At 58.4% G+C, this 26,062-nt stretch carries 28 protein-coding genes; 19 read left to right on the top strand and 9 right to left on the bottom strand.

The window, feature by feature from the left end; all coding sequences use genetic code 11:
- Window positions 1-85 precede the first annotated feature (85 nt).
- Window positions 86-922, top strand: coding sequence for a ChaN family lipoprotein (locus ABFX35_RS16425; RefSeq protein ID WP_346082193.1), 837 nt, complete (start codon window positions 86-88; stop codon window positions 920-922).
- On the opposite strand, the gene ABFX35_RS16420 is transcribed toward ABFX35_RS16425, so the two are convergent.
- The 3 genes from ABFX35_RS16420 to amiA all read right to left on the bottom strand — a co-directional run bounded on the left by ABFX35_RS16420 (window position 919) and on the right by amiA (window position 3,238).
- Window positions 919-1,365: a YaiI/YqxD family protein gene (locus ABFX35_RS16420; RefSeq protein WP_279027909.1), complete on the bottom strand. Its 447-nt coding sequence runs from the start codon at window positions 1,363-1,365 to the stop codon at window positions 919-921. The genes ABFX35_RS16425 and ABFX35_RS16420 overlap by 4 nt on opposite strands.
- Complete coding sequence (gene hemF / locus ABFX35_RS16415; protein WP_279027912.1) at window positions 1,365-2,285, bottom strand: oxygen-dependent coproporphyrinogen oxidase; 921 nt, start codon at window positions 2,283-2,285, stop codon at window positions 1,365-1,367. The genes ABFX35_RS16420 and hemF overlap by 1 nt, the downstream gene beginning before the upstream one ends.
- Window positions 2,286-2,353: 68 nt before the next feature.
- Window positions 2,354-3,238: an N-acetylmuramoyl-L-alanine amidase AmiA gene (amiA, locus tag ABFX35_RS16410; protein WP_279027913.1), complete on the bottom strand. Its 885-nt coding sequence runs from the start codon at window positions 3,236-3,238 to the stop codon at window positions 2,354-2,356.
- Window positions 3,239-3,592: 354 nt separating this feature from the next.
- Here amiA and ABFX35_RS16405 point away from each other — a divergent pair, with 354 nt between their 5' ends.
- The 8 genes from ABFX35_RS16405 to ABFX35_RS16370 all read left to right on the top strand — a co-directional run bounded on the left by ABFX35_RS16405 (window position 3,593) and on the right by ABFX35_RS16370 (window position 9,844).
- The gene (locus ABFX35_RS16405; RefSeq protein ID WP_095847807.1) at window positions 3,593-4,018 is read left to right on the top strand and encodes a GNAT family acetyltransferase; all 426 of its coding nucleotides are present in this window, start codon (window positions 3,593-3,595) and stop codon (window positions 4,016-4,018) included.
- Between the two features lie 356 nt (window positions 4,019-4,374).
- Complete coding sequence (locus ABFX35_RS16400; protein ID WP_346082192.1) at window positions 4,375-5,232, top strand: transporter substrate-binding protein; 858 nt, start codon at window positions 4,375-4,377, stop codon at window positions 5,230-5,232.
- 48 nt (window positions 5,233-5,280) lie between these two features.
- Window positions 5,281-5,943 (top strand): amino acid ABC transporter permease, encoded by a 663-nt coding sequence (locus ABFX35_RS16395; RefSeq protein WP_346082191.1) that lies wholly within the window; start codon window positions 5,281-5,283, stop codon window positions 5,941-5,943.
- Between the two features lie 8 nt (window positions 5,944-5,951).
- Window positions 5,952-6,614: an amino acid ABC transporter permease gene (locus tag ABFX35_RS16390; RefSeq protein ID WP_279027921.1), complete on the top strand. Its 663-nt coding sequence runs from the start codon at window positions 5,952-5,954 to the stop codon at window positions 6,612-6,614.
- Window positions 6,611-7,390: an amino acid ABC transporter ATP-binding protein gene (locus ABFX35_RS16385; RefSeq protein WP_095847811.1), complete on the top strand. Its 780-nt coding sequence runs from the start codon at window positions 6,611-6,613 to the stop codon at window positions 7,388-7,390. Before ABFX35_RS16390 ends, ABFX35_RS16385 begins: the two co-directional genes overlap by 4 nt.
- Window positions 7,391-7,415: 25 nt before the next feature.
- Window positions 7,416-7,799 carry a RidA family protein gene (locus ABFX35_RS16380; RefSeq protein WP_279027923.1) on the top strand — a complete coding sequence of 128 codons (384 nt, stop codon included), beginning with the start codon at window positions 7,416-7,418 and terminating at the stop codon, window positions 7,797-7,799.
- A 34-nt stretch (window positions 7,800-7,833) separates the two neighbouring features.
- The gene (locus ABFX35_RS16375; protein ID WP_346082190.1) at window positions 7,834-8,610 is read left to right on the top strand and encodes an IclR family transcriptional regulator; all 777 of its coding nucleotides are present in this window, start codon (window positions 7,834-7,836) and stop codon (window positions 8,608-8,610) included.
- Between the two features lie 52 nt (window positions 8,611-8,662).
- Window positions 8,663-9,844 carry an amino acid deaminase gene (locus ABFX35_RS16370; protein WP_346082189.1) on the top strand — a complete coding sequence of 394 codons (1,182 nt, stop codon included), beginning with the start codon at window positions 8,663-8,665 and terminating at the stop codon, window positions 9,842-9,844.
- Window positions 9,845-9,887: 43 nt separating this feature from the next.
- On the opposite strand, the gene ABFX35_RS16365 is transcribed toward ABFX35_RS16370, so the two are convergent.
- On the bottom strand, window positions 9,888-10,286 hold the full coding sequence (locus ABFX35_RS16365; protein WP_095847814.1) for a YgiW/YdeI family stress tolerance OB fold protein: 399 nt from the start codon (window positions 10,284-10,286) through the stop codon (window positions 9,888-9,890).
- 229 nt (window positions 10,287-10,515) lie between these two features.
- Here ABFX35_RS16365 and ABFX35_RS16360 point away from each other — a divergent pair, with 229 nt between their 5' ends.
- The 8 genes from ABFX35_RS16360 (at window position 10,516) to cysM (ending at window position 17,789) form a co-directional block, all read left to right on the top strand.
- Window positions 10,516-10,980 (top strand): DUF2919 domain-containing protein, encoded by a 465-nt coding sequence (locus ABFX35_RS16360; RefSeq protein WP_346082188.1) that lies wholly within the window; start codon window positions 10,516-10,518, stop codon window positions 10,978-10,980.
- 146 nt (window positions 10,981-11,126) lie between these two features.
- A complete protein-coding gene (locus ABFX35_RS16355) occupies window positions 11,127-11,711 on the top strand; it encodes an RpoE-regulated lipoprotein (RefSeq protein WP_346082187.1) in 585 nt (194 codons plus the stop codon).
- 157 nt (window positions 11,712-11,868) lie between these two features.
- Window positions 11,869-12,768, top strand: a complete 900-nt coding sequence (locus tag ABFX35_RS16350; RefSeq protein ID WP_346082186.1) for a Dyp-type peroxidase — start codon at window positions 11,869-11,871, stop codon at window positions 12,766-12,768.
- A gap of 287 nt (window positions 12,769-13,055) precedes the next feature.
- Window positions 13,056-14,078 (top strand): sulfate ABC transporter substrate-binding protein, encoded by a 1,023-nt coding sequence (locus ABFX35_RS16345; RefSeq protein WP_346082185.1) that lies wholly within the window; start codon window positions 13,056-13,058, stop codon window positions 14,076-14,078.
- A 2-nt stretch (window positions 14,079-14,080) separates the two neighbouring features.
- Window positions 14,081-14,914, top strand: coding sequence for a sulfate/thiosulfate ABC transporter permease CysT (gene cysT, locus ABFX35_RS16340; protein ID WP_279024382.1), 834 nt, complete (start codon window positions 14,081-14,083; stop codon window positions 14,912-14,914).
- Entirely contained in the window at window positions 14,914-15,789 is an 876-nt protein-coding gene (gene cysW / locus ABFX35_RS16335) for a sulfate/thiosulfate ABC transporter permease CysW (RefSeq protein WP_279024331.1), read from the top strand. Before cysT ends, cysW begins: the two co-directional genes overlap by 1 nt.
- Window positions 15,779-16,867, top strand: a complete 1,089-nt coding sequence (cysA, locus tag ABFX35_RS16330; RefSeq protein WP_346082184.1) for a sulfate/thiosulfate ABC transporter ATP-binding protein CysA — start codon at window positions 15,779-15,781, stop codon at window positions 16,865-16,867. The genes cysW and cysA overlap by 11 nt, the downstream gene beginning before the upstream one ends.
- 40 nt (window positions 16,868-16,907) lie before the next feature.
- The gene (cysM, locus tag ABFX35_RS16325; RefSeq protein WP_346082183.1) at window positions 16,908-17,789 is read left to right on the top strand and encodes a cysteine synthase CysM; all 882 of its coding nucleotides are present in this window, start codon (window positions 16,908-16,910) and stop codon (window positions 17,787-17,789) included.
- 44 nt (window positions 17,790-17,833) lie between these two features.
- Here cysM and ABFX35_RS16320 read toward each other — a convergent pair whose 3' ends face one another.
- On the bottom strand, window positions 17,834-19,783 hold the full coding sequence (locus ABFX35_RS16320; protein ID WP_346082182.1) for a MacB family efflux pump subunit: 1,950 nt from the start codon (window positions 19,781-19,783) through the stop codon (window positions 17,834-17,836).
- Window positions 19,784-19,785: 2 nt separating this feature from the next.
- Window positions 19,786-20,985: an efflux RND transporter periplasmic adaptor subunit gene (locus tag ABFX35_RS16315; RefSeq protein ID WP_279024338.1), complete on the bottom strand. Its 1,200-nt coding sequence runs from the start codon at window positions 20,983-20,985 to the stop codon at window positions 19,786-19,788.
- A gap of 174 nt (window positions 20,986-21,159) precedes the next feature.
- On the opposite strand from ABFX35_RS16315, the gene ABFX35_RS16310 reads away from it, so the two are divergent.
- Window positions 21,160-21,840 carry a response regulator transcription factor gene (locus ABFX35_RS16310; RefSeq protein WP_279024339.1) on the top strand — a complete coding sequence of 227 codons (681 nt, stop codon included), beginning with the start codon at window positions 21,160-21,162 and terminating at the stop codon, window positions 21,838-21,840.
- Window positions 21,841-21,845: 5 nt separating this feature from the next.
- Window positions 21,846-23,198, top strand: a complete 1,353-nt coding sequence (locus tag ABFX35_RS16305) for a sensor histidine kinase (RefSeq protein WP_346082181.1) — start codon at window positions 21,846-21,848, stop codon at window positions 23,196-23,198.
- 141 nt (window positions 23,199-23,339) lie between these two features.
- On the opposite strand, the gene crr is transcribed toward ABFX35_RS16305, so the two are convergent.
- From crr to ptsH, 3 genes are read right to left on the bottom strand one after another with little or no spacing between them, the layout of a single operon-like run.
- The gene (gene crr, locus ABFX35_RS16300; protein ID WP_095847824.1) at window positions 23,340-23,849 is read right to left on the bottom strand and encodes a PTS glucose transporter subunit IIA; all 510 of its coding nucleotides are present in this window, start codon (window positions 23,847-23,849) and stop codon (window positions 23,340-23,342) included.
- Window positions 23,850-23,898: 49 nt separating this feature from the next.
- The gene (gene ptsI, locus ABFX35_RS16295; RefSeq protein ID WP_279024343.1) at window positions 23,899-25,626 is read right to left on the bottom strand and encodes a phosphoenolpyruvate-protein phosphotransferase PtsI; all 1,728 of its coding nucleotides are present in this window, start codon (window positions 25,624-25,626) and stop codon (window positions 23,899-23,901) included.
- Window positions 25,627-25,672: 46 nt separating this feature from the next.
- Window positions 25,673-25,930, bottom strand: a complete 258-nt coding sequence (ptsH, locus tag ABFX35_RS16290) for a phosphocarrier protein Hpr (RefSeq protein WP_004936458.1) — start codon at window positions 25,928-25,930, stop codon at window positions 25,673-25,675.
- Between the last annotated feature and the right edge of the window lie 132 nt (window positions 25,931-26,062).

Raw genomic sequence — 26,062 nt, 5'->3', positions numbered from 1 at the left:
GAGCGACGCTACGCCGGGCAGGGAGAGGATGAAAATGAGAACCGTTCTCTGTATTATCGTTTTTTTTCGCGTGGCGGGATCCCCGATGAAATACCTCTTACTGCTGGTTACGCTGGCGTTGAGCGCCTGTAGCCATTCGCCGGTGCCTGCGCCGGATAACCGTGTGGCAAACCTGGGCACAATTGTTGATTTGCATACCGGCGCAACGCTTGCGCCCCAACAACTGCTGGTACGGCTGGCGGCGGCGCAGCGGGTGATCGTCGGTGAAAAGCATGACAATCCGGCGCACCACCGCATTGAGCATTGGCTGGTGGAAAATCTGCCGCGGCAGCGGCCGCAGGGCAGCGTGTTGATGGAGATGCTCGTGCCGGGCCAGCAGGCGCCGGTGGATGCGGTGAAGCGCGCGCTGCAGGTGGGAGAGGTGCTTAGCAGTGAACAGGTTAAGCAGCGTATCGCCTGGCAGGCCGGGTGGGACTGGGCACTGTATGGCGGGGTGGTGATGGCCGCCATTCAGGCGCCTTATCCGCTGCTTTCCGCCAACTTAAGCCGCGATGAAATCATGGCGTTTTACCGCCATCCGCAGTTCCCAAGCGGCCCACGTTCAACCCAACCGGCGGTGCAACAGGCTTTGGCCGATCTCATCCGGCAGGCACACGGCGGTAAGATCGATGCGCCGCGCCTGAATGCGATGCTGGCTATCCAGCAACAGCGTGACCGGCGGATGGCACAGCGGCTGCTGGCGGCGCCGGCGCCCGCGTTGTTGATTGCCGGCGGCTATCATGCCGCCAGGGATTTGGGGGTGCCGTTGCACATGCAGGATCTACAACCGGCCAGCATGCCGCTGGTGTTGATGCTGGCCGAAGGCGATAGCCAGGTGGATGTGCGCCGCGCCGACTATCTGTGGCGCACCCCGGCGCGTTAGCGTTTCGCCTGTAGCCATTTGTCCAGCTCATTGGCAAACAGCTGGCGGTCGCGTTGGTTCAGGGTATTCGGGCCACCGGTCTGGATGCCGCTGGCACGCAGGGTATCCATAAAATCGCGCATGTTCAGGCGTTCGCGGATGGTGGCCGGCGTGTAGCGTTCGCCACGCGGATTAAGCGCCGCGGCGCCTTTTTCAATCGCCTCCGCCGCCAGGGGAATATCGGCGGTGATCACCAGATCCCCCGGCTCACAGCGGCGCACGATTTCGTTATCCGCCACGTCAAAGCCCGGTGCTACCTGCAAGGTGCGGATAAAGCGGGAGGGCGGCGTGCGCAGCGGCTGGTTGGCGACCAGCGTCACGGTGGTCGCCGTGCGTTCCGCGGCGCGGAACAACACCTCTTTGATGACGTTCGGGCAGGCGTCCGCATCAACCCAGATTTGCATTATTGCTCCCCCTGCAGCCAGTCGCGCACCGGCAGGAAATCACGATACAGCGCGGCTTCCGGGCTGCCTTCCGCCGGCTGATAGTTGTATTCCCAGCGCACCAACGGTGGCATCGACATCAGGATCGATTCCGTGCGGCCGCCGGTTTGCAGCCCGAACAGGGTGCCGCGATCCCACACCAGGTTGAATTCGACATAGCGGCTGCGGCGATAAAGCTGGAACTGGCGCTCGCGCTCGCCCCACGCCAGCGCCTTGCGCCGGGCGACGATCGGCAGATACGCCGCCAGGAAACCGTCGCCCACCGCGCGGGTGAAGGCGAAGCTGGTGGCGAAATCCGGCGTGTTCAGATCGTCATAGAACAGCCCGCCGATGCCGCGCGCTTCGTTGCGGTGTTTGATAAAGAAATAGTCGTCGCACCATTTTTTGTATTTGGGGTACACCGCGGCGCCGAAGGGCGTGCACAGTTGCTGGGCCGTGCGGTGCCAGTGCACCGCGTCTTCCTCAAAGCCGTAGAACGGTGTCAGATCGAAACCGCCGCCGAACCACCAGACCGGCTCGGCACCGGGTTTTTCCGCGATAAAGAAGCGCACGTTGGCATGGCTGGTGGGGACGTAAGGGTTCAGCGGATGGATCACCAGTGAAACGCCCATGGCCTGAAAGCTGCGGCCCGCCAGCTCTGGCCGGTGGGCGGTGGCGGAGGCCGGCAGCGCAGCGCCGGAAACGTGCGAGAAGTTTACCCCGGCCTGTTCAAACACGGCGCCGTTGGTCAGCACGCGGCTGCGGCCGCCGCCGCCTTCTTCACGCACCCAGCGATCTTCGGCGAAGCCGGCGGCGCCGTCGGCTTCAGCCAACTGTGTGCAGATACGGTCTTGCAGCGCCAGCAGAAAGGATTTTACTTCAGCAATATCGGGTAAACTCATACGGAATTCTTCGCGGCCTTATTGAAATCAGGCTGCAAGTATATCGTTATTTCCGCACGGCGGCAGCCTTAGCGCGCCCTGCGCTGGCGGGCGTCAAATTCACTGAAGAAGTTGACGACGCCATCGGCAATGGCGCGGGCGATTTTTTCCCGAAAGGCGGTGGTGCCGAGCAGGCGTTCTTCGTCCGGGTTGGTGATAAACGACGTTTCCACCAGCACGGAAGGAATGGACGGCGATTTCAGCACGGCGAACGCCGCCTGTTCGGTATTCGGGCTATGCAGGTGGTGCACGCCGCGGATTTTCCCCAACACGTGGTGGCCGAGCGTCAGGCTGTTGTTGATGGTATCGGTCTGCACCAGATCAAACAGCGCCTGCTGCAGGTAGTTATCCTGTTCTTTGTATTTCCCGCCGGCGATTTCATCCGCCGCATTTTCGCGGTTGGATAAATAACGCGCCATGGCGCTGCTGGCGCCACGGTTAGACAGGGCGAACACCGAAGCGCCGGAGGCTTCCGGGCGAGTATAGCCATCGGCATGGATGGAAATAAACAGATCGGCCTGGCGCTGGTGGGCGATTTCCACCCGCTGGAACAGCGGGATGAATTCATCCTCTTCGCGCGTGAGGTGCGCTTCGATATTCGGGTGCTCATGCAGGAAGCGGCGCACGTGGTTGGCAATTTCCAGCACCACGTGTTTTTCCTTCGAGCCTTCATGGCCAACGGCGCCGGAATCGATGCCGCCGTGGCCCGGATCGAGCATAACCCGCTTGATGGCGCCGGCGGGTTTTGGCCCCGGGGCGCTTGTGCTATGTGGGCTGCGCAGCATGCCGGCCTGCGTTTTGGGGCTCGGGCTGCCGAACAGCGCCAGCGCCACGCCGGAAAGCAGCAGCCGGCGGCGCGAGGTTGCGCCGTTAAGCGGCTTGAAACGCAAAAAAGGGTCAACCGGCTTACTCATATACATGGCTCTCCGTGGCGGCAATCAGTTGGCGACGTCTCTATCCGTCATTATTTCACGTTGCAGGCGCATTGGCCTTCTCCCCGCCATTTTCGGCAGCCGGGCATGGCCAGCGCAGCTCAAGCACGCGTTTGGCGTTTTTATCCTGCAACTTGAAGTATGAAGGGTATACGTATTGGTCGTTATCAATCACCCGATAACTATTTCCATTTATTACGTTTGTTTTCGGCGCATGCGCGCTATTGCGCTACGAAAATCCAGCGGCAGCGCGGCACAAATCGCAGTTTGATATTGCGTATATGGATAATCACGCGATAATCAGGGAAATACTCTTTTTTATAATGGCGAGCGGCTATGGAAATTCGCGTATTTCGGCAAGACGATTTTGAAGAAGTTCTGACCTTATGGGAGCGCTGCGATCTGCTGCGCCCGTGGAACGATCCGGAAATGGACATTGAGCGCAAGCTGAACCACGATCCGGAACTGTTTCTGGTGGCGGAAGTGGGCGGTGAAGTGGTCGGCTCGGTCATGGGCGGCTATGACGGCCACCGTGGTTCGGCGTATTACCTCGGGGTGCATCCGGATTACCGTGGCCGCGGCATCGCCAACGCGCTGATCAACCGGCTGGAGAAAAAGCTGATCGCGCGCGGTTGCCCCAAAATCCAATTGATGGTGCGGGAAGATAACGACACCGTGATCGATATGTATGAAAAGCTGGGCTATGAGATCCAGGGGATAACCAGCCTGGGCAAACGGCTGATTGAAGATCAGGAATATTGATCGCACCGATGGCATAGGCCCGCACCACCACACGGCATACCCATTATCACACCGGCATAATGGGCTTTTCTTGTTCGCACTCTCCCTCCGTATTTGATCGTTCCACGGGCTAAAACGGCCTCATGATGGTGCGTGGCCGATCGCCGGTGGTGCAATTGCCCGCTATCGTTTACCCCTGCTGTTTTGCCCTACTGCCTGTGTTGCCTGTTCCCAACCGGTACGATCCTGCCAAAAGATCTTTTTTTACAACGAGTAAAGAAAATCCGCATCTGCCTGGTTATTTTTTGGCATCTTTTCTGCATTAATTCCATAGTTACGAAATTGTTTCCGTTATAGCGGAATTACTTGGAGGCACCATGGGAAAAGTGAATCAGGCAGTAACAGGCATGAAACGGGTTGGCATCTTGGCGGGGTTGGCGCTGCTGGGTTGTTACGCGGCGCAGGCGAATGCGGCCAGGCTGGATGACGTACTGAAACGCGGCTATCTGATCGTCGGCACCGGCAGCACCAACGCGCCCTGGGGGTTTCAGGGCGCCGACGGCCAACTGCAGGGCTTTGATATCGATATCGCCCGGATCGTTGCCAAAGGGCTGTTCAACGATCCGACCAAAGTGCGGTTTGTACAGCAGTCTTCGGATGCGCGAATCCCCAACCTGCTGACCGACAAGGTGGATATGACCTGCCAGGCAATGACGGTCACGGCGCAGCGCGCTCAACAGGTGGCGTTCACCATTCCTTATTACCGTGAAGGCGTGGCGCTGCTGACGTTGGCCAATAGCAAATATGTGCAACTGGCGGATATGAACGCCGCCGGCGATGGCCTGCGCGTAGCGGTGCTACAAAACGTCTATGCCGATCAACTGGTGCATCAGGCGCTGCCCAAAGCCACGGTTTCCCAGTATGAAAGCGTGGATCTGATGTATCAGGCGCTCAATTCCGGGCGGGCGGACGCCGTGGCGACCGATCAGTCGTCCGCCAAATGGCTGATGGTACAAACCCCTGGCCGCTACCATTCGCCGGACTATGCCTGGAGCCCGCAAACCTATTCCTGCGCCCTGAAGCGTGGCGATCAGGATTGGCTGAACTATGTCAACACGGCGCTGCACGAAGCGATGGTCGGCGTGGATTTTGCTGACTATGCCGCCGCCTACAAAAAATGGTTTGGTAGCGATCTTGCTACGCCGGCAATAGGTTTCCCGGTTGAGTATAAATAGTGCGTACACGCCGGGGCCGCAGGGCGCCCGGCGCATTGAGGTTGCAAGATGAATTACACGTTGAATTTCGCACCCGTCTGGCAAAGTTTTGATCTGCTGTTGGGCGGGCTGTGGCTCGGGCTGGAACTGTCGCTGCTGTCGATTGCCATCGGCTGTGCGTTGGGTCTGCTGGCGGCGTTCTGCACCCTATCGAAGAACCCGCTGTTGCGCTGGAGCGCCACGCTGTATGTGACGGTGGTGCGCAACCTGCCGATCCTGATCCTTATCCTGATGATTTACTTCGCGCTGCCGGGCATGGGCATCATGCTCGATCAGATTGGATCGTTTGTTGTCACGCTGTCGCTGTATGCCGGTGCCTATCTGACCGAGGTGTTCCGCGCCGGCCTGCTGGGCATTCCCGCCGGGCAGCGTGAGGCCGGGCAGGCCATCGGCCTGAAAGAGTGGCAGATCAAAAGCTACATCATCATCCCGGTGATGTTGCGCAATGTGCTGCCTTCGCTCGGCAACAACTTTATTTCGCTGTTCAAGGATACGTCGCTGGCGGCGTCGATCGCCGTGCCGGAGCTGACGTTTTATGCCCGCAAACTGAACCTGGAAAGCTACCGGGTGATTGAAACCTGGCTGGTGACCAGCCTGCTGTATATCGCTACCTGTTATCTGATCGCCGTGGCGTTGCGGGTGGCGGAGCGGCGCCTGGCGATAGTGCGATAGGAGGCAACATGAACGATCCCTTTAGCTGGTGGTACCAACTGTGGCAGGCCCGCGCCACCCTGGCGGACGGCTTTGTGGTTACCGTCCTCTCTTCATTACTGGCGATCCTCAGCGGCACGCTGCTGGGCACCTTGGGCGGCCTGCTGGTGACCTATGCGCCAAAATGGGCGCAGATGCTGGTGCGGCTGTATATCGATATTGTGCGCGGCACACCGGTGTTGGTTTTGGTGCTGGCCTGCTTTTACATTGCGCCCGCGCTGGGATGGGATGCCGGCGCGTTTGAAGCCGGCGTGCTGGCGCTGGCGCTGTTTTGCAGTTCCCACGTCTCGGAAATCGTGCGCGGCGCGTTGCAGGCGGTGCCGCGTGGGCAAAGCGAAGCCGCAAAGGCTATCGGGCTGACGTTTTATCAGGATCTGCGCTACGTGCAACTGCCGCAGGCGCTGCGGCAAATCCTGCCGACCTGGGTGAACTCGGCCGCGGAAATCGTGAAGGCCTCAACGCTGCTGTCGGTCATCGGCGTGGCCGATTTGCTGCTCAGCTCCCAACAGGTGATCGCCCGTACTTTCATGACGCTGCAGTTCTACGCCTTCGCCGGGCTGCTGTTCTTCATTATCAACTTTTCCATTGAGCAATTTGGCCGCTATCTGGAAAAACGCGTGAGGCTCCCATGAACCAGACAACCGTTACGCCGCTGCTGAATATTCGTGATTTGCACAAACGTTATGGCAGCGTGGAAGTGCTGAAAGGCATCGATCTGAGCATGAATAAAGGGGATGTGGTCACGCTGATCGGCTCAAGCGGATCGGGAAAAACGACCCTGTTGCGCTGCGTCAACCTGCTGGAAGATTTTCAGCAGGGCGAGATCCGCCTTAACGATCAGCCCATCGGTTATTTCCAGCGTCAGCAACAGCGGGTGCGGCACCCTGACAAGATCATTGCTCGCCACCGGGTGATGACCGGCATGGCGTTCCAGCAGTTCAATCTGTTCCCCCACCTGACGGCGCTGCAGAACGTCACACTCGGCCTGTTGAAGGTGAAGAAAATGCCGAAAGACCAGGCGATTGCCTGTGCTGAACATTGGCTGGAGCGCGTTGGCCTGCTGGCGCGCAAGGGCCATTATCCCGGCCAGCTTTCCGGCGGGCAGCAGCAGCGGGTGGCGATCGCGCGCGCCATCGCCATGAACCCCAGCCTGATGCTGTTTGATGAAGTGACCTCGGCGCTGGATCCGGAACTGGTGGGCGAAGTGCTGGCGGTTATCCGGGATTTGGCGAACGAGGGAATGACGATGTTGCTGGTGACCCACGAAATGCGTTTTGCGTATGAGGTTTCCGATCGCATCGTTTTCATGAACCAGGGAAAAATCGAGGAGCAAGGGCCGCCCAAACAGCTGTTCAATAACCCGGCGTCACCGCGCCTGGCCGAATTTATCAAACACTCACATTTCTAACGCGGTTAAATCAAGGAGCGTATCAATGAGCATTACTCGTTATGGTGCCGGTGAACATGGCGCCGGTGGGCAACCATTGCCGTTTGCCCGTGCAGTGGAAGCCGATGGTTGGCTGTTTGTTTCCGGGCAGATCGCCATGGCGCAGGGGGAAGTGGTTGCCGGCGGCATTATCGAACAGTCGCACAAGGCGATCCAGAACCTGATCGCTATTCTGCATGAGGCGGGTTACGGCCTGGAACACGTGGTGCGTGTCGGCGTCTGGCTGGATGACCCACGCGATTTCTGGAGCTTCAACAAGGTGTTCAGCGAGTATTTCTCCGCCGCTGCTCCAGCACGCGCCTGCGTGCAGTCCAGGATGATGGTAGATTGTAAGGTCGAGGTGGAGTGCGTGGCCTATAAAGCCAAATAGCCGCCAATGGCCAAACAGGAGCAATGGGGTTTTTATGATGACTGCGCCGGATACCCGCCGCCGGGTTAAAGGGCTCGATCGTGCGTTCGAGATACTGGATTTCCTGAAAAAGCAGCGCCAGCCGCTGCGCCCGCACGATATTGCCAAAGGTATTGGCGCACCGAAATCGACGGTATATGAGATGGTCGCGTTGCTGCTGGAGCGCTGCATTCTGGAGCCGGTGGGGAAAGATGGCTTGGTGTATCTGGGGCGCGAGCTGTATTTCCTCGGCCAGGCGCACCTGAACCATTTCGACTTTACCCGGGAATCAGATCGCTTCCTGGAGCAGATTGTTAGCAGCACGCGAGAAACGGCGCAGATGTGCCTGCTGAACGGCAGGAAATACAACGTTGCGCTCATGCGTGAAGGCGATCGCCCGTTCCGCATCTCTTCGGAAGTGGGGGAGGACACGCCGATCCCATGGACGGCGTCCGGCCGCCTGCTGGTGGGGCATCTGAGCGATGAAGAGATCCTGGCGCTGATCCCGCCGGAAGACTTCCGCCTGCCCAACGGTGAGTTTTTGCCGCAGGCGGGGTTTCTGCAGGAGATCCGCCAGGCGCACCAGGCGCGTTTCTTCTCGTTCGACAGCATTGCCGATAACTATACCCATTGTTTTGCCGCAGGTATTTATGAGCAGCAGCGCTGCGTCGCCACGTTCTGTATCGTTGCGCCGCGTGGCGACGCCAAGGCGAATTATCAACATTACCGCCAGGTGCTGCTGCAGGCTGCCCGCGAGATGGAGATGCGCCTCTCCGGCAGCCCATCAACTTGATGGGGTTATGATGAACAACACGCTTTCAACGAGTAGGGAAAAAGGCGCGGCTGTGACCGGCAAGCGCCTGTTGGCGGATATCAGCCTGCCGGCGCTGGTGCTGCACCAGCGCGCTTTGGAGCACAACCTGGCCTGGATGCAGGATTATGCCGTGCGCCATGGCGCGCGGTTGGCGCCGCATGGCAAAACGACCATGACCCCGGCGTTGTTTCGCCGCCAGTTGGCGCACGGCGCCTGGGGGATCACCATGGCGACGGCGGTGCAGTGCGCGGTGGCTTATCAGCACGGTGTGCGCCGCATTTTGCTGGCTAACCAACTGGTGGGGCAGCCCAACATGGCGATCATCGCCGGGTTACTGCGCGCAGGCGATCTGGAGTTCCATTGCCTGGTGGACGATTCCGACAACGTGCGCGAACTGGGGCAGTTTTTTGCCGCCCAAGGGTTAACGCTGAACGTGATGCTGGAGTTGGGCGTGCCGCATGGGCGCTGCGGCTGCCGTTCGCCGGAGCAGGCGGATGCGGTACTGGCGGCGGTGGCAGCGTGCCCGGCGCTGGTGCTGAGCGGTATCGAAGGTTATGAAGGGGTGATCCACGGCGATCGGCCGGAAGAGGGGATCCGCCGCTTTGCCGCTTACCTGGTCGAAACGGCGGTGACGTTATTGGCGGCGGGCAAGTTCGGCCTGGCGCGGCCCTATGTCACTGCTTCCGGCTCCGCCTGGTACGATCTGGTGGCCGAAGCGTTTAAACGCCAGGGGGCTGAAGCGCACTTTTCCCCGCTGCTGCGCCCAGGTTGTTATCTTGTGCACGATCATGGGCTGTACAAAACATCCCAGGCGGCGCTGCTGCAGCGCCACCCGGAGCTGGGCAGCGCCTTACTGCCGGCGATGGAAGTGTGGGCGCACATACAGTCTTTGCCTGAGCCCGGCAGTGCGATTGTGGCGTTGGGGAAACGGGACGTGGCGTTTGACGCCGGCTTGCCGACGCCGCTGCGCCTGTATCGGCTGGGGCGCGGAGCGGCCGACGGCGTGCCGCAATTGCTGGATGCGCGTTGGCAGGTGCGTGAAATGATGGATCAGCACGCCTTTTTGCAACTGCCGCCGGATCACGGGCTACGGGTGGGGGATGTGATCGCGTTTGGCGCGTCGCACCCGTGTTTGACCTTCGATAAATGGCGTTCGGTGTGCCTGGTGGATGACGATCTGCAACTGCTGGAGGCCATGCCGACCTATTTCTGATGGGGTATTTCGGTGGCCGAAAGGGCCACCGACATCATCGCCGTTACGGTATTTTTTTGATATTTTTCACATCCACTTCCACGCTGTTCCAGTCTTTGTCCACCTTGCCTTCCAACTGTACTTTATCCTGCGGCGTAATGGTTTGGCCGTTCCAGCGTTTGTGGTCGATTTCCACGGTCAGGGTGCCGCTGGCATCGCGGAACGTGTAGCTATCATCCCCCACGCGCTGCGTAATGTTGCCCTGCAGCGTGACCCAACTGTCGTCGTTCAGCGATTTGACGTTATCAACGCTGGTCAGGGCGGCGCCGGGGCCGGAGAAGCCGCCCTGTTGCGTGGCGGCAGGCTGCGCCTGCGGTGTGCCGGGGCCAGAAAAGCCCCCTTGTTGCGCCAGAGCCGGCAGGGCGAAAATAGTCAGTAAAGCGGCCAGAGTGAATTTTGTCATAATGAAGCATCCTTCTTGCTTGAGTGAACGTACACCCCGTCGGTCGGGGCCGTTTGCTGAGAAGGATTAGAACATACGGATCTTAAGCGCTTCTTAAGCCGGCGGATTGAAAAAGCGCAGGTTTACCACCATCTGGCAATACGGGGTTGTGCCCCACAATAGGCCATGGCACCCAGGGCGCTGCGGAACGCCGCCTACTGGTAATAACCTCTTGAGCAAGGAACACGGCGTGAAGGTTTCACCACGGTATTTTTCCCCGGATGATTACGATCGGCATGGCGTTTTGCGTTTGCCGATCTGGTTTTGGGGCGTATTAATTTTACAGGCGCGTACCTGGATCCTGCTGGTGATCGCCGGTGCTTCCAGCCAACAGGGCGAAGGGCTGCTGCGCATCTTCTATCCGGATCGGGAGTCTTTTGGGTTCGGCATGCTGATGGGGCTGCCGGCGGTGTTGGCCTTCCTGCTGTGCGGGCGGCGCCAGCGCTGGCCGCGTTGTTGGCAGGCAAGCTATTGGGTGTTGTTGGCTGCCGGCCTGGCGGCGCTGGCGGGCGTGCTCTATAGCCTGTGGCAGCAGGGGGCGGATGCCGCCGGGCTGGGGATCCTGTTGGCGCTGATGGACGTGCTGGCGCTGGTTTATCTGTGGCGTAGCCCACGCCTGCGCGCCTGTTTTGCCCCGTGGGCTGCGCAAGCGTGAGCCCTATTGCGGCACTTTTCTCTATTTCTGTACTCCAAACACGCAACCTATGGCGCCTGGCGTGCAGTTGTGAGAGGCTGGCACGCAGAAAAACGCCGAATGCGGCAAGGCCGCAGCTTTGCCACGCGATGTTAAGGAGTGATGAAATGAATATTCGCCCACTGCTGTTAGGGCTGCCGCTGTTACTGACTGGCTGTTCGACGCTGTCTGATTTTTCCTGGTCAAGCCTTTCCCCCTGGAACTGGTTCGGCAGCAGCCTGAAGGTCAGCGCCAAAGGCGTTGGCGGCATCACGGCCGGCACACCGATGTCGGAGACGGCGGTCAATGACGGCCTGAACGATAACTACCGCCTGCGCAGCGGTATGGCCACCAGCAACGGCCAGATTATCTCTTATTATCAGGCGATGGAGGGGGATGCGGTGAAGCTGGTGATTACCGGCGAAGCCAAAGGCCGGGTGCAACGCGTAGACGTGATGGATCGTAGCATCGCCACCGAATGGGGCAGCAAGTTGGGCACGGCGTTTGGCGATATGTACGGCAAAGCCTTTGGCGCCTGTAAGCCCGCGGAAGGGGACGATGCCGGCAAAGTGGAATGCGTGGCGCCGCAAAGCCGCTATGTGACCTACATCTTTGATGGTAAATGGGCCGGCCCCCAGAGCATTATCCCACCTGACGACACGTTGAAAACCTGGACCGTCAGCAAGATTATCTGGCATGCCAAAGTGCAATAAAACGCCGCGTTAGCCCGTAATGCATTGATTAACGCCTTTTTCTTTGCGTTCAGGCAAGTCAATCCTGCCAGTATACGTTATGATAGCGCGTATTTTTTGGCAGGGGAGCAGCCCAGAACTGCGAACCTGTTGCCCGTTTAGGTATGAGGATAACAACATGACACAGGTTCAGAGCGGCATTTTGCTGGAACACTGCCGTTTTGGCATTTTTATGGAAGCCATGGTTCAGGGGGAGTTCGCCGATTTGCGCCAGGGGTGCAAACAGTTTTGCCGGGCGTTGGCGGAATTGCAGCAGCAGTTCCCGCAGGCGGGCCTGGGCGCGGTAATCGCCTTCGGCTACGACGTTTGGCGCGATCTTTCCGGCGGCCAGGGTGCGCGAGAGCTCAAACCGTTCACCCCGCTGGGCAAGGGGCTGGCGCCGGCCACCCAGCGCGATATGCTGATCCATATTCAATCCCTGCGTCATGACGTTAACTTTTCGCTGGCGCAGGCCGCGCTGGCGGCCTTCGGCAATGCCATCAGGGTGGAAGAAGAAACCCACGGTTTCCGCTGGGTGGAAGATCGCGATCTGAGCGGCTTTATTGACGGCACCGAAAACCCGCAGGGTGCGAAGCGCCCGGTAGTCGCGGTGATTGGCGCCGGTGAAGAAGACGAAGGCGGCAGCTATGTGCTGGTGCAGCGCTATGAACACAATCTGCGCCAGTGGCAGCGTTTTTCAACCGAACAGCAAGAGCAAATCATCGGCCGCACCAAGGCCGACAGCGAAGAGTTGCCTGCCGACCAGCGCCCGGATACCTCCCACGTTAGCCGGGTCGATCTGAAAGAGGATGGCAAAGGGCTGAAGATCCTGCGCCAAAGCCTGCCTTACGGCACCGCCAGCGGCAAACACGGCCTGTACTTTATTGCCTATTGCGCGCGTTTGCATAATATCGAACAGCAACTGTTGAGCATGTTCGGCGATCTGGACGGCAAACGCGACCAGATGCTGCGCTTTAGCCGCGCGGTAAGCGGCAGCTACTATTTTGCGCCTTCGCTGACGCGCCTGCTGTCACTGTAGTTCCTGCCACGCCCGGCAATCGTGCGATTGCTGGGGATGACCTGTTCCGCCGGGGCTGCTTGCTTGCGCCCGGCGGCGAATGCCTTCCCGTATAAACCTCCGCGTGTCCCTCTTATAGCATTTCATGCTTGAAAATCACTAAACGGTATATAAAAGCGTTACAGGTCTTTACTCAGTTATAAATACACTACGTTTATTCCCGTCGTCGTGCTGGGGGCCATCAGCGGGGCGGGTCTTTCATCATCAGGGCGAGAGTTCGACGGATTGACACAGTGATAAGGTGCACAATGAAAACAACGCGGGTTAAGAATCTGATGCTGAAAGGATGGCTGGCGGCCGCACTGTTGGCCGCCGGTAGCGTTTCTGCGGCTGAATTGCTCAACAGTTCCTACGACGTTTCCCGTGAGCTGTTCGCCGCGTTGAACCCAGGGTTCGAACAACAATGGAACCAACAGCACCCGGGCGATACGCTGACAATCAAGCAATCCCACGCCGGCTCGTCAAAGCAGGCGTTGGCGATCCTGCAGGGGCTGCGCGCGGATGTAGTGACCTATAACCAGGTGAGCGATGTGCAGATCCTGCACGATCGCGGGCAGCTGATCCCGGCTGACTGGCAGGCGCGTTTACCGAACAACAGTTCGCCTTTTTATTCCACCATGGCGTTCCTGGTGCGCAAAGGTAACCCGAAAGGCATCAAGAGCTGGGACGATCTGGTGCGTAGCGATGTCAAGCTGGTGTTCCCGAACCCGAAAACCTCCGGCAATGGCCGTTATACCTATCTGGCCGCCTGGGGCGCCGCCAGCCAGGCTGACGGCAACGACGCGGCCAAAACCCGCGCGTTTATGACCCAGTTCCTGAAAAACGTAGAGGTGTTCGACACCGGCGGGCGCGGCGCGACCACCACCTTCGTGGAACGTGGCCTGGGGGATGTGCTGATAAGCTTCGAATCCGAAGTGAATAATATCCGTAAACAGTACGGTGAAGACAATTATCAGGTGATCGTGCCGCCGGTGGATATTCTGGCGGAGTTTCCGGTGGCCTGGGTGGACAGCAACGTGCAGCGTAACGGCACCGAGCAGGTGGCCAAAGACTACCTGAATTACCTCTACAGCCCGGCGGCCCAGAAGGTGATCACCAGTTTCTACTACCGCGTGTATGACCAGAAGGCGATGGACGCGGCAAAAAATCAGTTCCCTGAAACCCGCTTGTTCCGGGTGGAAGATCAGTTTGGCAGTTGGCCGCAGGTGATGAGCACGCATTTTGCCACCGGCGGCGAACTGGATCGGTTGTTAGCAGCAGGGCATAAGTAATGTTGTTGTCGTCCACCAGTAAACGGGTATTGCCCGGATTTGGCCTTAGCCTGGGCAGCAGTCTGTTTTACGTCTGCCTGATTTTACTCCTGCCGCTCAGCGCGTTGGTGATGCAACTGGCGCAGATGAGCCTGGCGCAATATTGGGAAGTGGTCACCAGCCCGCAGGTGGTGGCCGCCTACAAGGTCACCTTGCTGTCGGCGACGGTTGCCAGCCTGTTCAATGCCGTATTCGGCATGCTGATGGCCTGGATACTGACGCGTTATCGTTTCCCCGGCCGTGCGTTGCTTGATGGCCTGATGGATTTGCCGTTTGCGTTGCCCACCGCAGTGGCGGGCTTAACGCTGGCGGGGCTGTTTTCCACCACGGGCTGGTATGGGCAGTGGCTGGCGCATTTTGATATCAAGGTCACCTTTACCTGGTTGGGGATTGCGGTGGCGATGGCCTTTACCAGCATCCCGTTCGTGGTGCGCACCGTGCAGCCGGTGTTGGAAGAATTGGGGCCGGAATATGAAGAAGCGGCGGAAACCCTGGGGGCGACCCGCTGGCAGAGCTTCCGCCGTGTGGTGCTGCCGGAAGTGGCGCCGGCGCTGTTGGCCGGCACGGCGATCTCCTTCACCCGCAGCCTGGGCGAATTCGGCGCGGTGATTTTTATCGCCGGCAACATCGCCTGGAAAACGGAAGTGACCTCGCTGATGATTTTTGTGCGGTTGCAGGAATTCGACTACCCGGCGGCGAGCGCTATCGCCTCGGTGATTCTGGCGGCGTCGCTGCTGTTGCTGTTTAGCATCAATATGCTGCAAAGCCGCTTTGGCAAACGCATCGGGGGGCACTGATGGCTGATGTGACTGCCTTTAATGGCGTTGAACGCCCTGGCATCAACTGGGGCAAATGGGTTCTGATCGGCCTTGGCATGCTGTTTTCGCTGCTGTTGCTGGTGATCCCCATGATTTCGATTTTTGCCGAGGCCTTTTCCAAGGGCGCCGGCGAAATGTGGCGCAACCTGCTTGATGCGGACATGTTGCATGCGATTTGGCTGACGGTGCTGATCGCGCTGATCACGGTACCGGTCAATCTGGTGTTCGGCACGCTGCTGGCATGGCTGGTGACGCGCTTTAGTTTTCCGGGCCGCCAGCTGTTGCTGACGTTGATCGACATTCCGTTTGCCGTCTCGCCGGTAGTGGCGGGGCTGATTTACCTGCTGTTTTACGGCAGCAATGGCCTGCTGGGCGGCTGGCTGGATGCGCACAATATCCAGCTGATGTTCGCCTGGCCGGGCATGGTGCTGGTCACGGTGTTCGTCACCTGCCCGTTTGTAGTGCGTGAACTGGTGCCGATGATGCTCAGCCAGGGCAGCCAGGAAGACGAAGCTGCCGTGTTGCTGGGCGCATCCGGCTGGCAGATGTTCCGCCGTGTGACGCTGCCGAATATCCGTTGGGCGCTGCTGTACGGCGTGGTGTTGACCAACGCGCGAGCCATCGGCGAATTCGGCGCGGTATCGGTAGTTTCTGGTTCTATCCGCGGCGAGACCTACAGCTTGCCGCTGCAGGTTGAGTTATTGCAGCAGGATTACAACACCGTCGGCTCCTTTACGGCGGCTGCGCTGTTGACCCTGATGGCAATCGTGACCCTATTTTTGAAGAGTGCGCTGCAGTGGCGGTTGGAACGCCAGAACATACGGCGCGATCGGGAGGCAAATAATGAGCATTGAGATTAACAGCATCAATAAATATTTCGGTCGTACCAAGGTATTGAACGATATCTCGCTCGATATTCCTTCCGGTGAGATGGTGGCGTTGCTGGGGCCTTCCGGCTCCGGCAAAACCACCTTGCTGCGCATTATTGCCGGCCTGGAAAGCCAAAGCGGCGGCAGGCTGAGCTTCCACGGCACCGACGTTAGCCGGGTGCATGCACGCGATCGTCAGGTTGGCTTTGTGTTCCAGCACTACGCGCTGTTCCGCCATATGACCGTCTTCGATAACGTGGCGTTCGGCCTGACGGTGCTGCCGCGCCGTGAGCGCCCCAATGCGGCGGCGATCAAACAAAAAGTGCAGCAACTGCTGGAAATGGTGCAACTGGCCCATCTGGCCAACCGTTTCCCCTCGCAACTGTCCGGCGGGCAGAAACAGCGTGTGGCGTTAGCCCGTGCGCTGGCGGTGGAGCCGCAAATCCTGCTGTTGGATGAGCCTTTCGGCGCCCTGGATGCCCAGGTGCGTAAAGAACTGCGCCGCTGGCTGCGTCAACTGCATGAAGAGCTGAAGTTCACCAGTGTGTTCGTGACGCACGATCAGGAAGAGGCGATGGAAGTCGCCGATCGTATCGTGGTGATGAGCCAGGGCAATATTGAACAGGTCGGCGCGCCGAGCGATATCATGCGCGAACCCGCCACCCGCTTCGTGCTGGAGTTTATGGGTGAGGTTAACCGCCTTAACGGCGAAATCCGGGGTTCACAACTGTTTGTCGGCGCCCATCAGTGGCCGCTGTCGTTCCAACCGATGCACCAGGGGCCGGTTGAACTGTTCCTGCGCCCGTGGGAAATGGAAATCAGCACGGAAAGCAGCGTTCGCTGCCCGCTGCCGGTGCAGGTGCTGGAAATCAGCCCGCGTGGCCACTATTGGCAACTGGTGGTGCAGCCGCTCGGCTGGCATCAGGAGCCGATCAGCGTGGTGTTGCCGGAAGGCAATGGCACCCCAGAGCGCGGCAGCCGCTACTTTGTCGGCAGTCTCAATGCGCGCCTGTATGCCGGTAATCAATTGTTGCAGCCTGTTGCGTTAGCGAAAAGCGCCTGATAATTTTAACCGTCCAAAACGGTTGATACAGGCAGATAGAGTGACAACGCTGGAACAATGCATCGGGAATACCCCGCTGGTAAAACTACAACGCTTGGTCGCAGGGCTGAACAGCGAAGTGTGGGTTAAGCTGGAAGGTAACAATCCCGCCGGCTCAGTCAAAGACCGCGCCGCGTTGGCGATGATCCAACAGGCGGAACTTCGCGGCGAGATTTCGCCGGGGGATACGCTGATCGAAGCGACCAGCGGCAATACCGGCATCGCGCTGGCGATGATCGCGGCACTCAAAGGCTATTCCCTCAAACTGCTGATGCCCGAAAACATGAGCATCGAACGCCAGGCGGCGATGCGCGCATACGGTGCGGAGCTGATCCTGGTCAGCCGCGAGCAGGGGATGGAAGGCGCGCGCGATCTGGCGCTGCACATGCAGCAGCAGGGGCAGGGCAAGGTATTGGATCAGTTCAACAACCTGGATAACCCATATGCGCATTTCACCACCACCGGGCCGGAAATCTGGCGGCAAACGCAGCAACGCATCACCCACTTCGTTTCCAGCATGGGCACCACCGGAACCATTACCGGGGTTGGCGGCTACCTGAAAAGCCAAAACCCCGCGGTGAGGATTATCGGCCTGCAGCCGGCGGAAGGCAGCAACATCCCAGGTATTCGCCGCTGGCCGCCAGCCTATCTGCCGCGTATTTTCCGCCCCGAATTGGTTGATCAGGTGCTGGATATGGCGCAGATCGATGCGGAACAGACCATGCGGCTGCTGGCGCAGCGCGAAGGCATCTTTTGCGGCGTCAGCTCCGGCGGCGCGGTGGCCGGGGCCTTGCAGATTGCGGCGGCCAACCCCGGCAGCCTGGTAGTGGCGATAATCTGCGATCGCGGCGATCGTTACCTTTCCACTGGGGTCTTTAATTAAGATCTAAAACGGGGCGGCATGCGCGCCGCCCCGCGATCATCGGGTTATTCCCTTTCCAGCGCATGGATCGGGTCCATCGCCGCGGCGCGTTTGGCGGGGAAAAAGCCGAAAATCACGCCAATCAGCGTCGAACAGACAAAAGCCGCGACGATCGAACCCAGTGAATACACCATGCCGAAGCGGCTGCTGAACTGGCCGAACAAGACGCCAATCCCCAGCGACAGCAGCACCCCCAGCGCGCCGCCCAGCAGGCACACCAGCACTGCTTCAATCAGAAATTGCTGCATGATATCGCTGGCGCGGGCACCCACCGCCATCCGCACGCCGATTTCACGCGTCCGCTCCGTCACCGAGACCAGCATGATATTCATGACGCCGATCCCGCCGACAATCAGTGAGATCAACGCGATCATCGATACCAGCAGGGTCAGGGTCGCCGTGGTTTTTTCGATCATCTGGCGAATGCTGTCGGTGTTCATCACGAAAAAGTCTTTGCTGCCGTGGCGCTGGGTCAGCAGGCGGGTAATGCCGTCTTCCGCGGTGCTCAGATCGATATCGTCGTTGACCCGCACCGTGATGCTTTTCAGGTAGCTTTGGCCGAGCATGCGTTTCATCGCCGTGGTGTAAGGGATCCACACATTAAGATTTTCATCGCTGCCGAAGCCGCTCTGTTTTTTGGCAACCACGCCGATGACCCGGCAAGGCAGGGAACCCAGCAGGAGCACTTCCCCAATGGGGTTTTTACCGGCAGGGAACAGCTTATCGCGCGTATTTTCATCGATCACCACTTCCTGCATCAGGTGTTCAACACTGGTGCGGTTGAACGCCATACCGCTGTCGATATTGTATCCCCGCACCAGGAAGTACTGCTCGCCCACGCCATTGACCGTGCCGCTGACCGAGCGGTTGCCATAGCGCAGGGTGGTGGAGGTAGACAGGCTTGGCGTGACGCTGTGCACGTAGTTCTGCTGCGCCAACGCGTCGGCGTCGGTGGCGCGCAGGGTTTGGATGGCTGCGGAGCGCATGTCGCCGAAATCCTTGCCGGGGAATATCTCCAACGTGCTGGTGCCCATCGCGCTGATGTCGGCCAATACACGCTGCTGTGAGCCTTTGCCCAGCGCAACGACGGAAACCACGGAGGCAATGCCGATGATAATGCCCAACATGGTCAGCAGGGTACGCAGGCGTTGCGACGCCATCGCCAGCAACGCCATTTTGAACGCTTCGAGAAAACGGTCGCGCTGTGCCAACCAATGGCTGCTGGTGTGGTCGGGCTTTTTCGGCAGCAGGGCAGTCACCGGCGGCGTTTTCTGCCGGTCGGCGACGATTTCGCCATCGTGTATCTCGATAATGCGCTGGGCGTTGCCGGCGATCTGCATATCGTGGGTAACCAGGATCACCGTGTGGCCGCGGGCGTGCAGATCTTTAAGGATCGCCAGCACTTCCTGCCCGCTGCGGCTGTCCAGCGCGCCGGTGGGCTCATCCGCCAGGATCACCTCGCCGCCGTTAATCAGCGCCCGGGCGATGCTGACGCGTTGCTGCTGGCCGCCGGAAAGCTGGCCGGGGTGGTAATCCAGGCGATCGCCTAACCCCAGGCGCTTAAGCAGATCCTCGGCCCGTTGCTGCCGGGCAATGCGCGCGTAGCCGGCGTAAATGGCGGGCACTTCAACGTTGCCGCGTGCGGTGAGATCCCGCAGCAAATGATAACGCTGGAAGATAAAGCCGAAATGTTCGCGGCGCAGTTCAGCCAAGCTGTCGCGATCCAATTGCCCGGTGCTGCGCCCCGCCACTTGATAATCGCCGCTGCTGGGGCGATCGAGGCAGCCGAGGATGTTCATCAGCGTGGATTTGCCAGAACCAGAGGCGCCGACGATCGCCACCATTTCGCCGCGGTTGATCGTCAAATTGATGTTGTTCAGCACCGTAACGGTTTGCTCGCCAGCCTTGAAACGGCGGCTAATGCCGCTCAGTTGCAGCAGGGGTTGTGCGCTCATGCTTACCTCCCCATCGGCGGTGGGCCCATATGGCCGTCGTTGCTTGATGTGCTTCCCCCCAACTGGCTGATAATGACTTTTTCGCCGGCCTGGAGACCGCTGATAATCTGGGCGTCAACGTTGTTGTTGATACCGACTTTCACCGGGCGCCGTTCAATGCCGCCCTGGCTGTCCACCACCTGTATCCAATCGCCATGCAGCGCGGTGGCGGGGATCACCACCGCATTTTTCACCTTCTGCAGCACAATATATACCTGTGCCGTCATGGAGATACGCAATGCGCCGTCCGGGTTGGCGGCGTCAAACAGGCCGTTGTAGTAAATCGCGCTGCTGGAAGAAGATGAGCTGCTGTTGGAACTGCTGCTGCTACTGGATGTCGATGTATCGTCGTTGATCGTATCTGGCGCCGGCTCTACCGCACGCAAGGTGGCGTGATAGCGCTTGTCGGGCTCGCCGAGGATGGTGAAATAGACCGGCATGCCGGCTTTGACCTTCACGACGTCCGCCTCGGAAATCTGCGCTTTGATGGTCATGGTATCCAATTTGGCGACCTTGGCGATGGTGGGGGCGCTTTGTACGGCGTTGACCGTCTGGCCTTCTTCCACCGGAATCGCCACAATGGTGCCGTCCATCGGGGCGGTGATTTTGGTATAGCCAAGGTTAAGCTGGGCGGTGCTGACTGCAATCTGTGCCTGCACTATCTGGGCATCCAGGGCTTCGATGTCGGCTAAGGTCGCGTCCAGGGTGGCTCTGGCGCTGTCATAATCGGCCTGTACGCCAAGGCCGCGCGCCAGAATTTTTTGCTGGCGCTCAAAGGCCAACTGGTTGTTGCGTAACGCGGCTTGTTTGGCCGCACGCTGCGCCTGCACGTTTTTCAGCGCGGCCTGCGCCTCCCGCAGGGCATTCTGCTGGGTGAGATCGTCAATTTCAGCGATCGGTTGCCCTTTGTGCACTCTATCGCCGAGAGAAACGCTCAGCACTTTGATTTGGCCGGAAACCTGGGCGCCGATGCTGACCAGCTTTTGTGCTTCAATAGTGCCGTCGGCCAGCACCGTTTGCTCCAGTTCGCGCGTTTGCGCAACGGCGGTGATATAACGGGGGGCGTCGGGCGTTCTGAATAAAGTAAAGTAGCTGAACAATGCGGCACATACAGCAAAACCCAACAGTATCAGGTACAGTTTTGAACGTTTGGCCAGTGGCATAACAACATTTTTTCCTTGTGTTGAACACGGTAAAAGTCTTTATGTACTAATTTAACGCGCCAGCGTCCCGGCAGAAGTTAAGTGGCACGAAGGAATATGTAAGAATAAGGTAAAACCGGCTGCGAAGTAGGCAGATTGTCGGGAGAATAGCGCGAATATGTATAGGAGCAAAGCATGAAAATTTTGTTGGTCGATGACGATCTGGAACTGGGCACGATGCTGCGTGAGTACCTGACGGCCGAGGGCTTTAACGCCACGCTCGTTTTAACCGGCAAAGCCGGGGTGGAAGGCGCGTTGTCCGGTGAATATACCGCGATGATCCTCGACATCATGCTGCCTGATATGAGCGGCATTGATGTGCTGCGGGACGTGCGTAAAAAGAGCCGCCTGCCGATCATTATGCTGACGGCGAAGGGTGATAATATCGATAGGGTCATCGGGCTGGAGATGGGCGCCGATGATTACATGCCGAAACCGTGCTACCCGCGCGAATTGGTGGCACGCCTGCGCGCGGTGCTGCGGCGCGTGGAGGAGCAGCCGGAAGAGGTCGACAGCGACGCGCCGATTATCTTTGGCGATCTGCAGCTCAACCCCTCAACGCGTATCAGCGAGTGGTGTGGCAAAAGCTTTGATCTCACGGCCTCGGAGTTCAACCTGCTGGAGCTGCTGCTGCGTTCGCCCGAACGCGTGGTGTCGAAGGATGAACTGTCGGAGCAGGGGCTCGGCCGCCCGCGTGAAGCCTATGATCGCAGCGTGGACGTGCATATCAGCAACATTCGTCAGAAGTTGAGCGTGCTGCCGGGCAATACGCTCAGTATTGAAACGGTGCGCAGCATCGGCTACCGCATCAGGTAATGCGCATGCGCGGACGATTATTCTGGAAGATCCTGTTCGGTTTTTGGCTGACGTTCATTATTATCACCCAGGCGCTGTGGGTGGCGTTTTCGTTGTATGACAACCGCCATGAGCCACCGGATTACGCGGTGGCGCGGCGGGTGGCTAACCTGCAGATGACATCGGCGGCGGCGATATTGCGCAACGGCGGTATGCCGGCGTTAGATATGATGCTGGCCGATTGGCCTGATGACGATCGGCGTTTCTTTAGCGTGCAGCCGGCTGAACGCCCGCCGGCGGATGCCGTTGAACCCATTTCAGCGCCAGAGGGCGATGCGCCGCCGGCCGTTCGCACCCCGCAGCGTTACGTTGAATACGGCCCGGGGGCGGAAAAGCACGGCTATTTGCTGCGTTACGATCTGGAAGGGTTGCGCCAACAATACCGTTCTGAAAGGCGTGGCCATCTTTTGAATATTCCAGAACCGATGCTGCTGGTGGGCGGCATTGGCGGGCTATTGTTCAGCGCCGTGTTGGCCTGGAACCTGGTGCTGCCGATGCGCCAACTGCGCCGCGGGTTTGATCGCGTGTCGCAAGGCGATCTGGCGGTGCGGCTATTCCCGTCGATGCGGCGGCGGCACGATGAGCTTTCTGAAGTGGCGCGTGATTTTGATGCGATGGCGGAACGCCTGGAATTGTTGGTCAGCGCGCGTGAGCAACTGCTGCATGACGTTTCTCATGAGCTGCGTTCGCCGTTGGCGCGCCTGCAGTTGGCCATCGGCCTTGCCCGGCAAAACCCGGATGGGGTTGAGAATGCCTTGCAGCGGATCGAGCATGAAACCGGCCGGATGGATAAGATGATCGGCGAGCTGCTCACGTTGTCGCGCGCTGAAAACAATAGCCTGCCGGATGAAGAGTATTTTGATCTTTATGGGCTGGTGGAAGCGGTGGTGAGCGATGCGCGTTACGAAGCGCAGGTTCCCGGGGTGGAGATTGTCTTGCTGGCGGATTCCGCGGTGGAATATACCGTGAAAGGCAACGCGGAACTGATGCGGCGGGCGGTAGACAATATCGTGCGCAACGCGCTGCGTTTTTCCGCGCAGGGGCAGCGGGTGACGGTGGCGTTGGTGCGGATCGATCAGCAGTTCCAGATTGAGGTCAGCGATCAGGGGCCGGGGGTTGAGGAATCGAAGCTTTCCAGCATTTTTGATCCCTTCGTGCGGGTGAAATCATCGATGTCCGGCAAGGGCTATGGGCTGGGGCTGGCGATAACCCGTAAGGTGGTGTTGGCGCACGGTGGGCAAGTTGACGCCCGCAACGCGGAGCAGGGGGGATTAGTGATTACCATGCGCATACCCCGCTGGCAGCAGCAACAGGCATAAGCACTCAAATCAGCGGCGGGTTTGCCGCGCATTTATGTTCCCCGTTCCCGGTTTGCCGTTGGCGGCGGGGCAACAAAAAAGCCAGTCGATGAACGACTGGCTTTTTTATGCATGGGGCATAGCCCCATGCTCCTTCGCAAATTACTTCTTGATGCGAATGATCGGGGTTTCGCCAACGATAACGTTGCCGGAAAGCTTGATCAGCTCTTTGATCTCATCCATGTTGGAGATAACCACCGGCGTCAGGGTAGACTTGGCTTTTTCTTCCAGCAGCGGCAGATCGAACTCAATCACAACGTCGCCTTTCTTGACGCGTTGGCCTTCTTCAGCGATGCGTTTGAAACCTTCGCCTTTCAGTTCAACGGTATCAATACCGAAGTGCACAAACAGCTCGATGCCGCTGTCGGATTCGATAGAGAACGCGTGGTTGGTTTCAAAAATCTTACCGATAGTGCCGTCAACCGGCGCAACGATTTTGTTGCCAGCTGGTTTGATGGCAATACCGTCACCAACGATTTTTTCTGCGAATACAACGTCTGGCACATCTTCGATGTTGACGATTTCGCCAGAAAGCGGAGCAACGATCTCGATAGTGCCCGTGTCTTTCTTATCATCAGAAACCAGAGATTTCAGTTTATCGAACAAACCCATGATCTTCTCCTAAGCATTAAATTGGGCGGCGTTCCAGTGTTTGGGCCGTTTAGCAGAGCGTTTTCTCTTCGATGAACTTGCTCACGCAGTTCATCAGATCTTGCGCCGTTGGCTGTGCCAGAGCTTGGTCGGCCAACGCCTTCACATCTTCGAAATTCGTATTACGAATAATTTTCTTGATGCGCGGAATTGAAATCGCACTCATGCTGAACTCATCCAGCCCCATGCCCAATAACAACAGCGTAGCACGTTCATCACCGGCCAGTTCGCCGCACATGCCGGTCCACTTGCCTTCGGCATGAGACGCGTCGATAACCTGTTTGATCAGGCCAAGCACTGATGGGGACATCGGGTTGTAGAGATGAGAAATCAGCTCATTGCCGCGATCTACTGCCAGAGTATACTGGGTTAGATCGTTTGTCCCAATACTAAAGAAGTCGACTTCTTTCGCCAAGTGGTGAGCGATGACGGCAGCGGCTGGTGTTTCGACCATCACGCCGACTTCGATGCTTTCGTCAAACGCTTTGCCTTCTTCACGCAGCTGGCCCTTCAGGGTTTCCAGCTCGCCTTTCAGATCGCGCACTTCTTCAACCGAGATGATCATCGGGAACATGATGCGCAGCTTGCCGAATGCGGAAGCACGCAGGATTGCGCGCAGCTGAGCATGCAGGATTTCACGACGATCCATCGCGATGCGAATTGCACGCCAGCCCAGGAACGGGTTTTCTTCTTTCGGCAGGTTCATGTACGGCAGATCTTTGTCGCCGCCGATGTCCATGGTACGGACGATCACTGCCTGGGAGCCCATGGCTTCCGCAACGGCTTTGTAAGCCTGGAACTGCTCATCTTCGGTTGGCAGTGCGTCGCGGTCCATGAACAGGAATTCGGTACGATACAGGCCGACGCCTTCTGCGCCGTTGCGCTCTGCGCCTGCCACGTCACGCACGGTGCCGATGTTGGCGCAAACTTCAACCTGGTGGCCGTCGAGCGTGATGGCCGGCAGATCTTTCAGCTTGGCCAGATCGTTTTTCTCGGTAACGTACAGGTTCTGCTCCGCCTTCATTTTATCAATGACGTCAGCGGTTGGATTAACGTAGATCTGGTTGTTAATCGCATCCAGAATCAGGTAGTCGCCGTTTTTGACCTGTTTGGTGACGTTGACGGTACCCACAATCGCAGGCAGCTCGAGAGAGCGGGCCATGATGGAGGTATGGGACGTACGGCCACCCAGATCGGTAATGAAGCCCAGCACTTTGTCCAGGTTCAACTGTGCGGTTTCTGACGGGGTCAGATCGCTGGCAACCAGGATGACTTCATCCTGAATGGAACCCAGATCGACAATGGCCATGCCGAGAATGTTTTTCAGCAGGCGTTTCCCGATATCACGTACGTCTGCGGCACGTTCTTTCAGGTATTCATCGTCCAGTTCTTCCAGCGCTTTGGCCTGGCCTTCGACCACGGTGTAAGCCGCGGCATCAGCGGAGACCAAGTCATCTTTAATGAGGGCTATGATTTCCTGCTCAAGTTCTTCGTCTTCCAGCAACATGATGTGGCCTTCGAAGATCGCTTCCTTCTCTTCGCCGAAGGTCTCGCCAGCTTTGGTCTTGATCGCTTCCAATTGCTCAGCCGCTTTGGCGCGGCCAGCCAGAAAACGTGAGACTTCTTGCTCTACCTGATCAGCAGAGATTTTTTTCCGGTTGATGACAATCTCATCGTCTTTTAGTAAGAGAGCCTTACCAAAAGCGATACCCGGTGATACTAAAATGCCTGAAATCATAACCCTACCTTACTCTTGACTGGTTTAAACTAAAAAGACGGGCTGATTACTCAAGCTCTGCCATCAGTTTTACCAAGTGTTCAACGGCTTTCTGCTCGTCTTCACCTTCTGCGGAAATTGTTACTACCGTTCCTTGAGTAAGCCCCAGGGTCTGCAGTTTGAACAGGCTCTTGGCGCTGGCGCTTTTGCCGTTGGAGGTTACGGTGATGTCAGAAGTGAAACCTTTGGCTTCTTTGACGAACTGAGCGGCTGGGCGCGTATGCAGGCCATTTGGAGCGGTAATAGTAACTTCTTGCTGGAACATTGATGTTTCCCCAACTTATTTGGATTAATGTTGTGGAGCTAAAGTCTAGCCCATCGGCTGTACTTTAGCTTGCTTGGTTAGCGCCTGACTATGGTACAGGGGCGAGCTTTGATGCAACAGAAAACGACGGGT

Origin of the sequence: Gibbsiella dentisursi (assembly GCF_039539505.1) — a bacterium.
Classification (GTDB): Bacteria; Pseudomonadota; Gammaproteobacteria; order Enterobacterales; family Enterobacteriaceae; genus Gibbsiella; species Gibbsiella quercinecans.
Note: the sequence above shows the minus strand (reverse complement) of the source record. Positions and strands in the feature narration are given on the sequence as shown.

Excerpts from the sequence above, each read along its gene's own strand:
- ptsI (WP_279024343.1), bottom strand. The coding sequence starts at position 25,626 with ATGATTTCAGGCATTTTAGTATCACCGGGTATCGCTTTTGGTAAGGCT.
- ABFX35_RS16395 (WP_346082191.1), top strand. The coding sequence starts at position 5,281 with ATGAATTACACGTTGAATTTCGCACCCGTCTGGCAAAGTTTTGATCTG.
- cysA (WP_346082184.1), top strand. The coding sequence starts at position 15,779 with ATGAGCATTGAGATTAACAGCATCAATAAATATTTCGGTCGTACCAAG.
- ABFX35_RS16350 (WP_346082186.1), top strand. The coding sequence starts at position 11,869 with ATGACACAGGTTCAGAGCGGCATTTTGCTGGAACACTGCCGTTTTGGC.
- ABFX35_RS16390 (WP_279027921.1), top strand. The coding sequence starts at position 5,952 with ATGAACGATCCCTTTAGCTGGTGGTACCAACTGTGGCAGGCCCGCGCC.
- ABFX35_RS16310 (WP_279024339.1), top strand. The coding sequence starts at position 21,160 with ATGAAAATTTTGTTGGTCGATGACGATCTGGAACTGGGCACGATGCTG.
- ABFX35_RS16405 (WP_095847807.1), top strand. The coding sequence starts at position 3,593 with ATGGAAATTCGCGTATTTCGGCAAGACGATTTTGAAGAAGTTCTGACC.
- ABFX35_RS16425 (WP_346082193.1), top strand. The coding sequence starts at position 86 with ATGAAATACCTCTTACTGCTGGTTACGCTGGCGTTGAGCGCCTGTAGC.
- ABFX35_RS16375 (WP_346082190.1), top strand. The coding sequence starts at position 7,834 with ATGATGACTGCGCCGGATACCCGCCGCCGGGTTAAAGGGCTCGATCGT.
- ABFX35_RS16385 (WP_095847811.1), top strand. The coding sequence starts at position 6,611 with ATGAACCAGACAACCGTTACGCCGCTGCTGAATATTCGTGATTTGCAC.
- ABFX35_RS16380 (WP_279027923.1), top strand. The coding sequence starts at position 7,416 with ATGAGCATTACTCGTTATGGTGCCGGTGAACATGGCGCCGGTGGGCAA.
- crr (WP_095847824.1), bottom strand. The coding sequence starts at position 23,849 with ATGGGTTTGTTCGATAAACTGAAATCTCTGGTTTCTGATGATAAGAAA.
- ABFX35_RS16315 (WP_279024338.1), bottom strand. The coding sequence starts at position 20,985 with ATGCCACTGGCCAAACGTTCAAAACTGTACCTGATACTGTTGGGTTTT.
- hemF (WP_279027912.1), bottom strand. The coding sequence starts at position 2,285 with ATGAGTTTACCCGATATTGCTGAAGTAAAATCCTTTCTGCTGGCGCTG.
- ABFX35_RS16345 (WP_346082185.1), top strand. The coding sequence starts at position 13,056 with ATGAAAACAACGCGGGTTAAGAATCTGATGCTGAAAGGATGGCTGGCG.
- ABFX35_RS16420 (WP_279027909.1), bottom strand. The coding sequence starts at position 1,365 with ATGCAAATCTGGGTTGATGCGGACGCCTGCCCGAACGTCATCAAAGAG.
- ABFX35_RS16320 (WP_346082182.1), bottom strand. The coding sequence starts at position 19,783 with ATGAGCGCACAACCCCTGCTGCAACTGAGCGGCATTAGCCGCCGTTTC.
- ABFX35_RS16355 (WP_346082187.1), top strand. The coding sequence starts at position 11,127 with ATGAATATTCGCCCACTGCTGTTAGGGCTGCCGCTGTTACTGACTGGC.
- ABFX35_RS16400 (WP_346082192.1), top strand. The coding sequence starts at position 4,375 with ATGGGAAAAGTGAATCAGGCAGTAACAGGCATGAAACGGGTTGGCATC.
- ABFX35_RS16305 (WP_346082181.1), top strand. The coding sequence starts at position 21,846 with ATGCGCGGACGATTATTCTGGAAGATCCTGTTCGGTTTTTGGCTGACG.
- ABFX35_RS16365 (WP_095847814.1), bottom strand. The coding sequence starts at position 10,286 with ATGACAAAATTCACTCTGGCCGCTTTACTGACTATTTTCGCCCTGCCG.
- amiA (WP_279027913.1), bottom strand. The coding sequence starts at position 3,238 with ATGAGTAAGCCGGTTGACCCTTTTTTGCGTTTCAAGCCGCTTAACGGC.
- ptsH (WP_004936458.1), bottom strand. The coding sequence starts at position 25,930 with ATGTTCCAGCAAGAAGTTACTATTACCGCTCCAAATGGCCTGCATACG.
- cysW (WP_279024331.1), top strand. The coding sequence starts at position 14,914 with ATGGCTGATGTGACTGCCTTTAATGGCGTTGAACGCCCTGGCATCAAC.